Annotated in this window: 6 protein-coding genes and 1 pseudogene; 4 read left to right on the top strand and 3 right to left on the bottom strand. The window is 35.0% G+C overall.

From position 1 onward, the window contains the following. Positions 1-921: 921 nt before the first annotated feature. The 3 genes from uvrD to icd form a co-directional block, all read right to left on the bottom strand. Positions 922-3,090, bottom strand: a complete 2,169-nt coding sequence (uvrD, locus tag CIPSTX3056_RS00525) for a DNA helicase II (RefSeq protein WP_072666513.1) — start codon at positions 3,088-3,090, stop codon at positions 922-924. Positions 3,091-4,455: 1,365 nt separating this feature from the next. Further along, entirely contained in the window at positions 4,456-5,403 is a 948-nt protein-coding gene (gene trhO, locus CIPSTX3056_RS00520) for an oxygen-dependent tRNA uridine(34) hydroxylase TrhO (protein ID WP_072666025.1), read from the bottom strand. 341 nt (positions 5,404-5,744) lie between these two features. Further along, positions 5,745-6,995: an NADP-dependent isocitrate dehydrogenase gene (icd, locus tag CIPSTX3056_RS00515; protein WP_072666024.1), complete on the bottom strand. Its 1,251-nt coding sequence runs from the start codon at positions 6,993-6,995 to the stop codon at positions 5,745-5,747. 1,207 nt (positions 6,996-8,202) lie between these two features. Between icd and CIPSTX3056_RS00510 the strand changes: the two genes are divergently transcribed. From CIPSTX3056_RS00510 to rlmB, 4 genes and pseudogenes are all read left to right on the top strand, one after another. Continuing rightward, a complete protein-coding gene (locus CIPSTX3056_RS00510; RefSeq protein WP_072666023.1) occupies positions 8,203-9,393 on the top strand; it encodes an amino acid aminotransferase in 1,191 nt (396 codons plus the stop codon). Between the two features lie 508 nt (positions 9,394-9,901). Then, a complete protein-coding gene (locus CIPSTX3056_RS00505; protein ID WP_072666022.1) occupies positions 9,902-11,200 on the top strand; it encodes an adenylosuccinate synthase in 1,299 nt (432 codons plus the stop codon). Positions 11,201-11,691: 491 nt separating this feature from the next. Next, positions 11,692-13,932 (top strand): annotated as a pseudogene (rnr, locus tag CIPSTX3056_RS00500) (ribonuclease R); the annotation flags it as partial. A gap of 432 nt (positions 13,933-14,364) precedes the next feature. Next, the gene (gene rlmB / locus CIPSTX3056_RS00495; RefSeq protein ID WP_072666020.1) at positions 14,365-15,129 is read left to right on the top strand and encodes a 23S rRNA (guanosine(2251)-2'-O)-methyltransferase RlmB; all 765 of its coding nucleotides are present in this window, start codon (positions 14,365-14,367) and stop codon (positions 15,127-15,129) included. Positions 15,130-16,110: the final 981 nt, after the last annotated feature.

Below are 16,110 nucleotides of genomic sequence, written 5' to 3'. Positions count from 1 at the left end.
CATATAGAGAATTTTATGTTATATTTCAATAGTTAAAAAATTATTATTAAGTTATCAAAGCACAGTAACTATCATTTTGATCTATCTTGTGAAAACCAGTCACTGCCTGATTAATAAATTTATTGTATATCACGAGTACAGTACCCATGATCTATGCATAAAAAGCTAACAAAGCTCCCAGCATACATTTATCAACATAAATATATATTAAAAGAAAAAATTGATATTTGATATACTATCACATCACCTATTATTGATAATGAATTGTATGAACGGTGTCATGTAGCAAAACACATAACTATTAAACAGAATATGCAATGATAGTAAACCAAAAATGCGGATATCTAATATCCAAAACGATCATCTAATGTAATATCTATATATTTATATCCATATCTATCTATCCAGATATAGTAATTAATATTCAATATATAGTAGCATGATCAATATATAGTGATCTATAGGATAGATAATCTACAATGAAGTAAATATTGTTATATTATTGCAGAATAGATCATATGATGAAATCATTAAGAGGCATCGCTCATGTCGTGCGCTATTTAATGAGAAGAATCATCTCTTCAGATGATCTAAAGCACTATCTATTATAGTGCCTACTATCTATTATAGTGCCTACTAGCAGAGAAGCACGTTTTATTCTTCTGCGCCTGTTGTTTAACACTACTATTTAACTAACAGACTGATACCTAGAGCGTTATTTGTTCTTCTGTTGTTTCGCTCTCTCCCACTGATTGTATATCATTCGCATTCAAACCGCATACAAACTTTAAAAAAATCTATTTGTTTTTAGTGCACTACATCATGCCAACAAGCCACCAAATGACTATTTTACAGACGGTTTCACTTTAATTACTACACAAAAATGAGAATGCTTTTTATCAGTTAGAACGCTATTTGTAATTATCTAATTTTTAGCTTGGCATATAGAGCCACTAACCATTTAACACCTTGTTGTCGAAAATTCACCTGTAGGCGTGTCTGCTCACCATGCCCTGTGATATGAACAATTATCCCTTCACCAAATTTTTCATGTTGTACCCTCTGCGCAATCGAAAATCCACTGCTATGTATAATACTTTTATCATGTGTAGTATTATATTTCAGGGCTAGATTGTTTTGTGAATTATACTCTACTTTGTTTATACATATATCTGGTATCTCATTAACAAAGCGCGAGATCGGATAAGATACTTCCTTACCATAGATACGTCGGATTGTAGTATAACTCAAGATCAGTCTTTTCATTGCACGGGTAACACCAACATAGGCAAGACGACGCTCTTCCTCTAGCCTATGGCTCTCTTGTACAGCAAACTGGCTAGGAAAGACACCTTCTTCCATTCCAATAATGAAAACCTGTGGAAATTCAAGACCTTTAGAGGCATGTATAGTCATTAGCTGCACAGCATCCTGGTTCTGGACACCATCGTCTATGTTTATATCTAGTGCAGCTTGAGCTAAAAATAATTTAAGAGAAATAAAATTAGTATCCTCATTTGGATCACTATAATACTGTCTAGTAGTATTTATCAATTCCTCTAAATTCTCAATACGTGTTTGACCTTTTTCATCTTTCTCTTTTGAATACATCAACCACAGACCGGAATCCTTAAGGATACGCTCTGTTTGCATATGTAATGGCATATAACTAGTTAATTTCTCTAAAGAATCTATTAATTGAATAAAGCGCTTTAAAGAAGAAACGGCTGCATGGGCAGACAGTCCTTCATTCTTCAATAACTCCTGAGAGGCTTGCCATAATGTTATCTGACGCTTACATGATATCCGGCGCACCATCTCAAGGGTATGAAGGCCGATACCTCTGCGAGGGGTATTCACAGCACGTTCAAAAGCAACATCATCATTTCGATTAGCAATTAAGCGCAAATACGCGATGGAATCTTTTATCTCTTTTCTTTGGAAAAACCGAATACCACTGTAAATCTGATATGCAATGTTTCTTTGTACTAATGCCTCTTCTACCTCTCGCGACTGCGAATTATTACGATATAATACAGCACAATCACGTAGCGACTTGCGGTCCTTTGCATGTAATTCAATACAATTGACTACAAAGCGCGCTTCGTCAAATACATTTAAGGCGCGATAAAGAAGAATTGGCTCCCCATCAGAGGCCGCAGTCCACAGTTCTTTGCCTAAGCGACGATTATTATTAGCTATTAAAGTATTTGCAGCTTTAAGGATATTAAAGGTTGAGCGATAATTTCTTTCGAGACGCATAGTAGTTGCTAATGGAAAATCTTTAAAGAATTGCTGGATATTTTTTGTTTGCGCGCCTCGCCATCCATAAATTGATTGATCATCGTCACCAACAATCACTACTTTACTATTTTTTCCAGAGAGCGTACGAAGCCAGGAATATTGAAGAGCATTAGTATCTTGAAATTCGTCTACTAAAATATTAGTAAACTGTCTATGATAGTTGTGTAAAATCTCTGATTTAGACTGCCATAATTCGCAGACACGTAGGATCAACTCAGTAAAATCTACTAATCCAGAACGATTACAGGCCTCTTGATAAACCTCATAAACACGTAACCACATCTGATCAACCTGATAAAAAGATTTTTTTAACTGATTTGGGCGCAAGCCTTTTTCTTTTTTATCATTTATATACCAAACGCCCTGACGAGGTACCCATTTTTTCTGATCAATGTTCATACCCTTCATTAAGCGTGTGAGTAAACGCAACTGATCATCAGCATCAAGGATCTGAAAATCTTTTGGTAAATTGGCATCAATATAGTTAGAACATAAAAAACGGTGGGATAAAGCATGAAAAGTACCAATCCACATGCCACTCTGATCAGTGCCAATTAATTCTCTTACTCTTTCGCGCAGCTCCTTAGCTGCTTTATTAGTAAAGGTTACTGCGATAATTGACTGAGGAGAGCATTTTTCTATTTCTATTAACCAAGCAATGCGATAAGATAATACACGGGTTTTTCCACTACCAGCTCCTGCTAATACCAAAAAATTTGAACGCGGTGCGGATACAGCTACACGCTGTTGCATGTTTAAATGCAATAGCAGATCAGAAGCATTCATGGTCATCATAAGGCGTTAAACTGGTCTTATCTTTTTTAAAAAAGAAAAAATATTATTCAAATATCTCATAATAATGCTACATTGGTTCTTTGAATTTCAAACTGACACATTAAAAATGATGCTGTCATGACCTCTTGATTCCTCAAGGATATATGATGTTAAAGATAGATTAAGTCAAGAAAATATCTATCTAAACTCTTATGAATCTAGTTACTCTATTAAATTATAGTACATTATCTAAATAGAATACATTATCCAATGTTGCTAAATATCACAAGATATCTAGTAGATAGATATCATAAGCTATCTATAAAATAAATCTGATAAACTATCTCTACGAATATTGTATGCCTATACAAACACTGTGACTGATAATCACGCTTTTGATGCTTTCTTATACATGGGAATTGGCCTGCATATATTACGCATACATATTGATAAAATATACAATGTCAAAAAATTTTTTCTATACCATCTGTATGGTCCTGGTGACCTTTTGGTAATGAATAGAAATTAACTCTTGCGGTAATGAATAGAAGTTAACTGAGTAAGTCTCCAAAATGATCATTCAAATAGTCAATGACTAGAATGTCTCATACTACATATGATCTAAGTAAATAGACGATTCACTTATTACAATCTAGTCTTCTCAAATTATAACAACACAGGCACAAAACAGTTTAATTATGCAGATACCTACGAAAGATAAAAATATAAATATAGAGAGAACATCTAGTATTCTTGATGGCCGTAGACAGAACAATACAAAAATCTAAAGCTAAATCCATTACGACCTATAACTATGATCTATACTATAACTATGATCTATAACTATAAGTAATTGATTCATAATGGATTTTTCAACTAACATCTGTACAGAACGTGCTCACACATAGAAATTCATCTGTAATTCGATTAAATACTGCGTATTCATACTTCATACCTAGAAATTAATTATAGATTTTTTATATATTGCACTCGACCTGTTATATATTTTTGCAAAAATTTGCGATGAATTGGAATTAGGCGTAAATAATAACACAATATCTAGATTTAGTAATCTACTAGGTAGTGCTTAAATTAGACTTCAATGCATGCACTTTATCTATTCACTGTTCGTATCATCAATGCCTATCAATTGATATCGTCATGCTGTGCCTAGACAATATTACTAGTCCCGTCTTCTATAAAAAGTCGAATATATGTACTGCTTTGAGCATACATGTACTTCTTAAATAAATAACAATAATTAAGCATAGTATCTGCATCATTGCCACATACCTGAGATGATTTAAAAATACTAGTAATACCTAATATTTAGGCAACCTATGCATTTATATTTTTTATGCTACGACATTGTTTCGCCTATGATGAAACCAGAACTCTTTGCATACATAATACACTACAGCAATGATTAAACTGATCAGAACATGTTGGGCACTGAATAAAAAGTGTATGGCACTCATTGTTTAGACAGTTATGATAATGATCATATATCTTACCACACTGAGCGCAGTGTGCTAGAGTATCATTGGAGATACATTCAGACATACGCTCATCAAATACAAAGTTCTTTCCTATAAAATGCACTTGTAAGCCTTGAGTACGTGCCTGACGAACATAATTAATTATCCCACCCTCAATTTGATAAACATTTTTATATCCATGGTGACGCATCCAAGCGCTAGCTTTTTCACAACGAATACCTCCCGTACAATACAAAACTATCTGATGATTTTTATATTGTTTCAGCATATTTACCACGATTGCTAACTGTTCACGAAAAGTATTTCCTGGAATAGCTAATGCTTTATGAAAATGCCCTACGTGATACTCATAGTAATTCCGCACATCTACAAATACAGTCTTACAATCATCATATAAAAAATTTACTGTTTTTGCATTTATATATACACCAACATCATCAGCATTAAAACTTGGATCAGTGATACCATCCGCGACAATGCGCTGACGAACCTTTAATCGTAATACCCAAAACGATCGTCCATTATCATCTAGCGCTATATTCATATGCATTGAAGACATATGAGGATCAAATGAATATAGCATTTTTTCCATTTTTGAATACAGACTATATGGTACACTTACCTGAGCATTAATCCCTTCTCTAGCTACATAGATACGGCCAAAAACCTTTAAATTCGCAAGAGCTACATAAAGCGCATCTCGAAACGCATACGGGTCAGTAATAGTGAAATATTTATAAAACGACACAGTGATTCGACTTTGTGCTTCTGATAATAAGCGCCTCTTCAACTCCTGATTAGGCGTTATATTATATAATAATGACATTTTACGCGCCTATTCTACATTTGAATATTTAGATATAATATTAAGGTAGGATTTTGTGACAACTCTTTATTTTAAATTTTTCAAAAAAGATATTTAAGCTCTCACTGGTTCCTGTAGTCTTTGATACCAATATTTTCATTACTAATCAGTGACCATAAAATATAAAGATTATCATGGATATGCGAGTGATTACGTGAATATTCATGACAATTCAGTGTCATTACAAAAGATCTTCATGATTTAAGAGTCTCGAAGCTATCATCTACCTATGTAAAGAAGTTTGTTCTTAATTTAATATGCTTTTATCAATAAAGATTATTCTGGAAAATAGCCAACTTATATTACATATTTTTGATCACGGCTTCACCGAACTCAGAACATTTTAGTAATGTTGCACCAAGCATCATACGCTCAAAATCATAAGTGACAGTTTTTGCGTCAATTGTTTTTTCCATTGCTTTAATAATAAGATTTGCTGATTCCACCCAACCCATATAGCGTAGCATCATTTCAGCTGACAAAATTATAGAGCCAGGATTAACTTTATCCTGACCAGCATACTTAGGTGCTGTACCGTGAGTAGCTTCAAATAATGCACAGGTTTCACCAATATTAGCACCTGGAGAAATGCCAATACCACCTACTTGTGCTGCTATTGCATCTGAAATGTAATCACCATTAAGATTCATGCAAGCAATCACATCATATTCAGCCGGACGCAACAAAATCTGTTGTAAAAAAGCATCAGCAATGACGTCTTTAATTACAATCTCTGTTTGATTATGGGGGTTTTGTATCAGAACTGTTTTGCTATGATCGTTGAAGACCCCACTGAACTCCTCTATGGCCACCTGATAACCCCAATCCTTAAAAGCGCCTTCGGTAAATTTCATGATATTCCCTTTATGCACAAGGGTCACAGAATCACGGTTATTGGTAATCGCATATTTTATCGCGGCGCGTACTAAGCGTTTTGTGGCAATTTCTGAGCAAGGCTTGATTCCAATACCGCACTGCTCAGGAAAACGAATATTCTTTACATTCATTTCATGACGTAAAAACTGTATAATTTTATTTGCTTCTGCAGTACCAGCTGCCCATTCAATACCTGCATATATATCTTCAGAATTCTCACGAAAAATAACTACATCAATAGCTTCGGGATTTTTCACTGGGCTAGGTGTACCAGTATAATAACGTATTGGGCGTAAACAAATATATAAATCTAGTAACTGACGCAAAGCCACATTCAGAGAACGGATACCACCTCCTACTGGAGTAGTTAATGGACCTTTGATAGCAATATGATATTCTTTAAGAAAAGATAGCGTCTCTTCTGGCAACCAAATGCCCTCACCATATAATTTTACTGCTTTTTCACCAGTATATATCTCCATCCAGCTTACTTTACGTTTTCCAGTGTATGCTTTCTGCACGGCAGCATCAACAACCTTCCTCATTACAGGAGAAATATCCCTACCAATCCCATCTCCCTGAATAAAGGGGATGATTGGATTTACTGGTATATCAAGTATTCCTTGATAACACGTAATTTTCTGGCCGTCTGTAGGAATACATACTTTACTGTTCATTCAACCTCCTAACAACGCTATTATTAATAATTCAAGAATTTCAATATTTTATGGGTAAGGTATAGCTTATTAAGAGACATTGAGAAATAAGATAATGTTTTTATAAACACCTTAATTGAGATATATTGTATACCTTATACATTGAATTATAATGTAATTTCCTTTCAAAGATTTAGTTTCTGCTATTCTATCAAACAGCAAAGCTTCACTTTTACTCATTAAGTAATGACCGATTCATCCTGCTTTATTAATCATATATCAGACTACTATCAGTCTGTATTTGCATTTATATAGTCTATGTTAAGGTGTTCTTCTAAAAACAAACTGACTACCTTCTAAAAACAAACTAACTATTTGACAGTATCGTATAATATACATGATTATGCATTACAATAAATCCAAAATACTAAAAAACACAAACCTAGCCTAAAATATATACAAGCTAAAATTGTAAAATAAGAAAGAATGCGTTAAAATATAACGGTAAGAATGAGTTAAAATATAACATACTATAATATATAGATAGTTAGTTTAAGGTTTATAAAGAGTATCTTGTTTAAAGCACTACCATCACTAACACTAAACGTGTTAAGTTAATATTGAATATTACTGATTGCTAAAAATTAAAAAACACCGTCATGATATTTTTATTAACCTAAAAATAAAACACAGCCAACTACAAAGAGCACGTATCTATTATTTGACTTTGAATGTCAATTATCTCATTATGAAATATATACTAGACATTATCAAATAAACATATTTAATATCATCATAAAGTTAATAGTTTTGTACCATACACAGTATGTATCGCATGAGTTTTAGGAATACTTAAGCAATCTCTATCATCATATTTAATCCATAAAATATTTTCTCTCAATATATTAGACTCAATTATATTCTTATTTGTTAACTCATGTTATTTTATTTATACTCAAAGGAACTATAGATTTTAATATCTAGATTATATACCAAGTTAGCTCCAATATTATTATAACGATCCATCAGCCATAAGCTATCAACTAAGAATTATATCAATACCATCAAGATAAACTTTTATTATATTATCTTCAATACTTAATATGTGCATGTAAATAGATACATACAGAAGTTTAAGTCAAGAGTCTATTATGCACGCTGTTTCTGAGCTCTGCGCAAACTGTTTCTCGATTTAATCAAAACGCAAATTATAATGGACACATGAAGGATGTTTGAACTTATTAAAGAATCACCACCGGACCCTATTCTGGGCTTAAATTCTCAATTCTATACAGATCAAAATCGGGAGAAAATTAACTTAGGAATTGGGGTGTATACAGATCACATTGGAAAAACACCTGTGCTGTCTAGCGTAAAACAAGCAGAAAAATTTCTTTTAGAACAGGAGGTGACTAAAAATTATTTACAAATCGATGGTCTGTCTGATTTTGGAAGTTATACTCAAGAGTTACTATTTGGCAAAACCAATCCACTCATAAGCCAACAACGTATACGTACTGCACAGACCCCTGGTGGCACTGGTGCATTACGTGTTGTAGCAGATTTTATTGCCAAACAGACTAATACACAAAACATCTGGATTAGTAATCCTGGTTGGCAAAATTATAAAAACATTTTTTCTGCTGCGGGGCTACGTGTATATACGTATGATTATTATGACTCCATCAACCACGCACTAGATTTTAACGCTATGAAAAACAGCCTGAGTGCTGCTAGTCCTGGTGATGTAGTAGTTTTTCAGGGTTGTTGTCATAATCCAACCGGGGTAGATCCATCTTACTCACAATGGAAACACCTTTCTGAGATGTCTCTCGAAAAAGGCTGGTTACCATTATTTGACTATGCCTATCAAGGATTTTCTACAGGACTAGAGGAGGATGCTATCGGTTTGAGTGTGTTTTCTGCCACGCATAAAGAACTTATTGTGTGTAACTCCTATTCAAAAAATTTTAGTCTATATAATGAACGCGTTGGTGCTTTAACTATTGTTGCTAGTCACTCTACTATTGTTGATTCTGCGTTTAGTCACATAAAATTAGCTATTCGTGCAAACTACTCTAGCCCTCCATCACATGGGGCAGCAGTAGTTCTAAGAATTTTAAGTAGTAAAACTCTTCGTCTCCAATGGGAACACGAGCTATCTATCATGAGAGAACGCATCAAACTAATGCGCCAATTGTTAGTGAATGCGCTAAAAATAAAAGTAAAAACAGCTAATTTTAGTTTTATCACATCACAGACTGGCATGTTTTCTTTAATCAGATTATCACCGCATCAAATCAATCGTTTACGTAACGAGTTTGGCGTTTACATACTTCAGTCAGGTCGAATCAATATAGCGGGTATCAATCTACAAAATCTCTCTCCATTATGCGCAGCCATTAATCATGTTCTCTAAAAACCGACTAATAGTCGTCACCGGCAAGTAATATTGTGTATATATACAATATATAATGTATGATCTGATCGATATATAGCTCATTCAAAGCATGTAACAGAGAAGGACTATATATAACCACTCCTTCTCTAATTCATTAATCGAAAAACAAAAGTTATTATCCATACAATAAGGATATCTCCAAAACATAATTAAAAAATCATCGATACTATACAGTAGTGATAATAATACTACTATATCTTTTTCTGGATAATGGCACTCCAAAGCGTTATCTAGAGTGTATCTAATTTCATGAAACTTTTTATTAAATATAAAAGATTGCACTATCTTACAATAATTATATGCTAAGTACTGTGATCTACCTCAAAAAACTTGCTTCGACTTAGTTTCAATGAGATTGACAGTAATCAGTCATGCATAACATAACGCATCACTACATTAGGAGTGATTGAGTTATTATCCATAATGATAACATTCTGTTACTTTTAAAAATTGGTAATTTTGTAAAATGAAAAAAAACGTCGTAGTACTTGGCATCCAGTGGGGTGACGAAGGAAAAGGAAAAATTGTTGATCTACTTACTGAATGGGCCCAATATGTAGTGCGTTATCAAGGTGGTCACAATGCAGGTCACACACTAGTTATCAATGGTGAAAAAACAATCCTTCATTTAATTCCATCAGGGGTCTTGCATAAGCATGTTGTTAACATTATTGGACATGGCGTAGTTGTCTCTCCATCTGCTCTCATGCAAGAGGTGCAGGATTTAGAATCTAGAGGTCAATCAGTGCGTAAATCTCTCTTAATTTCTACAGCGTGCCCGCTATTGCTAGAATATCATGTTGCTTTAGATCTTGCCCGTGAAAAAGCACGAGGTCTCAAAGCAATCGGAACCACTGGTCGTGGCATTGGTCCTGCATATGAAGATAAAATTGCCAGACGCGGACTAAGGTTAGGTGATTTGTTGAATAAAAAAACTTTTGCAGAAAAACTTGAAATAACGATGGAATATCATAATTTTCAGCTGGTTCATTACTATAAGGCAAACGCAGTAAATTACTATACCGTGCTCGAAAATATCATGCAAATAGCTGATAACCTAACGCAAATGGCGATTGATGTCTCTGGATTACTAGAGAATGCCCAAAAACGTGGTGATCTAATTATTTTTGAGGGAGCCCAAGGGACCCTGCTAGATATCGATCATGGCACATATCCATATGTCACATCCTCAACTACTACTGCCGGGGGCGTTTCACCTGGTACCGGACTTGGTCCATGCTGCGTGGGTTATGTTTTAGGCGTGCTAAAAGCCTATTCAACCCGTGTAGGATCAGGTCCTTTCCCAACTGAGTTACGTGATCATACTGGGGAGTTTCTCTGTAAACGAGGTAACGAGTTTGGTGCAACCACTGGTCGTCGTCGTCGCACTGGATGGTTAGACGCTGTAGCTATACGTAGAGCAGTCCAAATAAACTCTATTTCAGGTTTTTGTGTTACTAAATTAGATGTATTAGACGGTCTTGAGGAAATTAAGATCTGTGTAGCTTACCGCATGCGAGACGATAGCTGTGTTACCGTAACCCCCTTAACTAGTGAACATTGGGAGGAAGCGGAACCAATCTATGAGATCTTGCCGGGATGGAACAGAAGTACATTTGGCATACAAAGTTTAGAACTTTTGCCACCCGAGGCACTACATTATATTAAACGCATTGAAGAAGTAACAGGCGTTCTAATTGATATTATCTCTACCGGACCTGATCGTAGTGAGACCATTGTATTACGTAATCCTTGTACTATATAAGCTTATATACTATATATACCCTTTTATACTAGAACGCTGATTAATATTACCACAATGGTTTACGGCCCTTCTGTTATCATCGTTTGATCTCCCTCACTAACTATATAGACCTATACAGTACTCAAGCTTACCATCTTCATAACTGTGAAAACTCTAGAAAAGACAGAAGCATCATCTATTATGATATGCTTGAGTTGCAACATTTATTACAACATATTTGATCTACTATAATTTAATAAATCATCTAGAGTAACTGCCTTAATAATAAAGTCTTTTTAGACATCGACCTCTTGGCATACTATCAAGGCAAGCAAATAATTTTAAGACTCATCCGACTATTAAAGGTGCGGATAGATACTATTATATTACTATTATATTTTTCATAAGATGGCTCAATACTTCCTAAATATTCTAGCTGTAAACCACTATCTGCTGTACCACATCATCCTGAATAAATGTGTTGCTTAGCAGATCAGAATGGAGAAACCTTGATGTTATACGACCTATTTAAGGAAAGAGAAGCTCAAAAATACGACAATCCTATTCCTAGTCGAGAATTTCTCCTCTATCATATAGGACAACATAACAAACCAATCGGTCGTGATGAATTAGCAAAAAAACTACTTATTTATGAACAAGACAGACTTGAAGCCCTACGAAGAAGACTGCGAGCTATGGAGCGCGATGGGCAGCTAGCATTTAAACGTCGACAAGGTTATTCAGTATTGAAAAAGGTTGATCTATTACAAGGAAAAGTAATTGGCCATCGTGATGGGTTTGGCTTTTTGCGTATCTCAGGGAGCAAGGATGATCTGTATCTCTCCATGACACAAATGAAAATGTGTCTCCATGGAGATATAATACTCGCACAGAGGATCAACTCCGATCGTAAAAATCGTAGAGAAGCACGTGTTGTGCGTATCATTGAGCCACGAAGCACACGTATTGTAGGTCGCTACCTACGTAATGCTGTAGGGGGCTACGTAGTCCCAGATGATCATCGCTTAACATTTGAGATCCTTATATCTGATAACAGTCTGCTTAGCAAATACCTAGGTTTTATCGTAGTAGCAGATCTCGTGCAACGCCCAACATTAAAAAATCAAGCAATCGGTAAAATTATTGAAGTACTTGGTAATGCAGTAGACACAAATACAGCAGTAAATATTGCATTACACACCCATAATATTCCTCATCGATGGCCAGAAGAGCTAGAAAAGTTCATTACACAACTGAATGTAGAGATACCCGAAGATACCAAACGTAACCGTATTGATCTGCGTCAATTACCATTGATGACTATTGATGGAGAGGATGCTGCTGACCTTGATGATGCCGTGTATTGTGCGCGAACAAAAGATGGTGGTTGGCGTCTGTGGGTTGCGATTGCTGACGTGAGTTACTATGTAAGGCCTAGTACTATCTTAGATGACGAAGCAATACAACGTGGAACTTCTGTATATTTTCCATCACAAGTTATTCCAATGCTCCCAGAAATACTATCCACTAAACTATGCTCACTAAATCCAGATGTAGACCGTTTATGTATGGTGTGTGAAATGACAGTTTCTCCTAATGGAGAACTGACTAGCTATAAACATTACGAGGCGGTTATGAACTCCTCTGCACAACTGACTTACGATACAGTTTGGAAAATTTTACAAGGAGATCAAAAATTACGCCAATACTACTCTCCGCTAGTTCAGGACCTTGAAGAGCTTCACCGCATGTATTTGGCATTAGAAAAATCTCGTAAACAACGCGGCGGGATCGTGTTCGATATCTCTGAGGCTAAATTTATTTTTAACGTGCATCGTCGTATCGCACGAGTTGAAAAAATGGTGCGTAATGACGCACATAAACTGATCGAAGAATGCATGATTCTTGCAAATATTGCATCAGCATGTTTTGTTGAAAAACATGGCGAACCAGCATTATTTAGAGATCATGATCGCCCGATAGGAGACAACATTAAGAGTTTTCGTGTCGTTCTAAGCGAGCTAGGGCTTACTCTGTGTGGCGGAGACCAACCCAGTCCATTAGATTACTCGGCACTTTTAAAAAAAATTCATGGACGTTCAGATCATGATATGATACAAACAATGCTATTACGCTCAATGAAACAGGCAGTATACGATGCAGAAAATCGTGGACACTTTGGGTTAGCGCTAGCATCTTATGCGCATTTTACATCACCAATTCGCCGCTATCCTGACCTTCTACTACACCGTACTATTAAATATCTCTTGGCGCAGGAAAAAGGCTCTCTAGAGAGTCATTACACACTTACCGGCGGACACCGCTATACAATAACTCAAATGTTACAGTTTGGCCAACATTGTTCGATAACAGAACGCCGCGCCGATGAAGCCACGCGTGACGTAACTGACTGGTTAAAATGCGATTTTATTAAAAATCAAGTTGGAGCAATCTTTAACGGCGTTATTGCCAACGTTACTAGTTTTGGTTTTTTTGTACGTCTTAGTGATATGTTTATTGATGGGTTAGTACATATATCCACACTAGATAAGCACTGTTATCGTTTTGATTCTATAAGACAGCGCTTAATCGGAGACCCCGTAGGTCACACCTATCGTTTAGGTGATACTGTTACGGTACGATTAGATGCGGTTCATTTAGAAGAACGTAAGATTATCTTAACCCTCATAAGTCATAAAAATACATTCTTACGTACAGGTAGCATCTTAAAAAAGCACTCAAAAGAGAATACCATACAGTAAATAAAATGATTTCAAAATAATTTATATATAAAAATTGAGTCATATATAAATTTACTATCACACGATATGAGGTTTACTATCATTCTAGCTAGCCCTAAAGATAATCAGTACAAAGTATTAATCAATCGATTATCATCGATTACATAATAATTAATACTTTGCTAAATAAACATAGTTTATAGATCATGCATCATTAGATATTAATACAATACTGAATATTTTCTAGCGATCGGTAACTAAGGGCGCTGCTATGGGCTCAATTATTATATAATGGAGTGATCATACAATAATACTGATACATATCAGAAAATGATCATCCACTAAAGTAGGTCAAACCTTATGACATACACAAAACGAGAACATAGGATAATCTCTAATCTATTCACAACGTGATACATTACTGTAATTTAAAGAACCTAAGACATGGATGAAATAGTTTTTGGTATGTATGCTGTACAAGCAATGCTAAATAATGATCCTCAGCGCTTTAAAGAAGTCTGGATTCTTCAAGGACGAGCAGATCATCGTCTACGGACTTTAGTAAAGTTGTTAGAAATGCATCAAGTGACAATTTATACAAAAACTCGCAGTAGGATGGATCAACAATCGGAGGGCGGGGTACATCAAGGTATTATTGCCGTTGTACAGAAAAAACGTCCATATCAAGAGAATGACCTGTTGGCCTTATTAGCTAAAATAAATAATCCATTTTTGTTAATTCTTGATGGCATTATGGATCCGCATAATCTTGGTGCTTGTATTCGCAATGCAGATGCAGCGGGCGTGCATGCTGTCATCATACCAAAGGATCGCTCTGCACAGTTAACTCCTATAGTCAGGAAAGTCGCTAGTGGTTCTGCAGAAAATGTACCCCTTGTTCATGTTACTAATTTAGCACGGGTAATGCGCTGCTTGCAACGAGAAAATATTTGGATTATTGGTACTACTGAGAAAACGCATCAGACCCTGTATCAAAGTAACCTGACAGGTCCATTATCATTGGTAATGGGTTCAGAAGAAAAAGGCATGCGGCGTCTCACACAGGAGAACTGTAACGAACTGGTGCATATTCCTATGCTAGGAGGTGTCTCTTCTCTAAATGTATCAGTAGCTACTGGCATTTGTTTATATGAAGCAGTACGTCAGAGAAACTTATGTACAAAAAAGCAATTAGATCAATTATCATAATAGTTATTAAAGGAGTATGTTAGGATATCTTAAGATATCCTATCTTTTTATTGTTAATACATGCAATTTATTAACAATAATGCTCATAAAAGTACAAGTTATACGTGATAGATTGCAGTATGCCATAATAATCTGTTAGCTAAATTCAGATTAATTTTTATCAAAAAATAATTTAATCAAGCATAAAAATTGTATTAGACTATTTTAAGATATACTATATAATATGAGTATATTGCACTAGAGTCTGATTCTTATCTATCAAAAAATAGAGTCCATATTCAAATTAATAGAATTAAGTCTTGTAGTTCTGTTTTCTATGACAGAAAACCATTGGGTTGAAGCTCTAATTAGATGGTGGGTAAAAAATAGAAAAAGATATAGTTATTCTGTCTTTCGTGCTGTCGTGCGTGGATACCCTTTTATGCTGATTAAGATACATCTTCATATAGCACGCACAGCATCTACGACAAGCGATACTATAAATGATTTCTTCTGTTGTATAAGTAAAAAATGCTTAAGATAATATATATCTTCACTGTGATATTATATATGGATCGTCTAATCACGAATCTGTGCATCATTATAACAATGCTCACTCTAAATAAGGTGCAATGAATATACACACTATGAGTAGTGTTATGCAGCAAGACACTAGAATTATTGCTACTTTTTGGTGCTTCTCCGTTACATAAAAAGATTTGAAGAAATATTTTTATTAATTGTACATTGTTATATGTATACATGTGTAATAACATTACACGGAAAAATCATATTCATACCGATAATAACTATTAGTTTTCAGCACACTCCTGTAATATATGCTTACACAGCAAGCACTTACAGTACAGCGATGCATACAATTGGTAACTCAGTAGTATTCAGTAGATTGCTGAAATGCTAACCAATCACATCAGGTAGAAAACCTGTAGAATATAGCAATTTAATATACATAAAAAAAATTCTCTATGTTGTTTGGATGAA

This window comes from Candidatus Erwinia haradaeae (genome assembly GCF_900698965.1).
GTDB lineage: Bacteria > Pseudomonadota > Gammaproteobacteria > Enterobacterales > Enterobacteriaceae > Erwinia_E > Erwinia_E haradaeae_A.
The sequence above is the reverse complement of the archived record's forward strand: the minus strand, read 5'-3'. Positions and strand labels throughout refer to the sequence as shown.

What these genes read in the sequence shown, in the direction of transcription:
- uvrD (WP_072666513.1), bottom strand. Translation starts at nt 3,090, where the DNA reads ATGAATGCTTCTGATCTGCTATTGCATTTAAACATGCAACAGCGTGTA.
- trhO (WP_072666025.1), bottom strand. Translation starts at nt 5,403, where the DNA reads ATGTCATTATTATATAATATAACGCCTAATCAGGAGTTGAAGAGGCGC.
- icd (WP_072666024.1), bottom strand. Translation starts at nt 6,995, where the DNA reads ATGAACAGTAAAGTATGTATTCCTACAGACGGCCAGAAAATTACGTGT.
- CIPSTX3056_RS00510 (WP_072666023.1), top strand. Translation starts at nt 8,203, where the DNA reads ATGTTTGAACTTATTAAAGAATCACCACCGGACCCTATTCTGGGCTTA.
- CIPSTX3056_RS00505 (WP_072666022.1), top strand. Translation starts at nt 9,902, where the DNA reads ATGAAAAAAAACGTCGTAGTACTTGGCATCCAGTGGGGTGACGAAGGA.
- rlmB (WP_072666020.1), top strand. Translation starts at nt 14,365, where the DNA reads ATGGATGAAATAGTTTTTGGTATGTATGCTGTACAAGCAATGCTAAAT.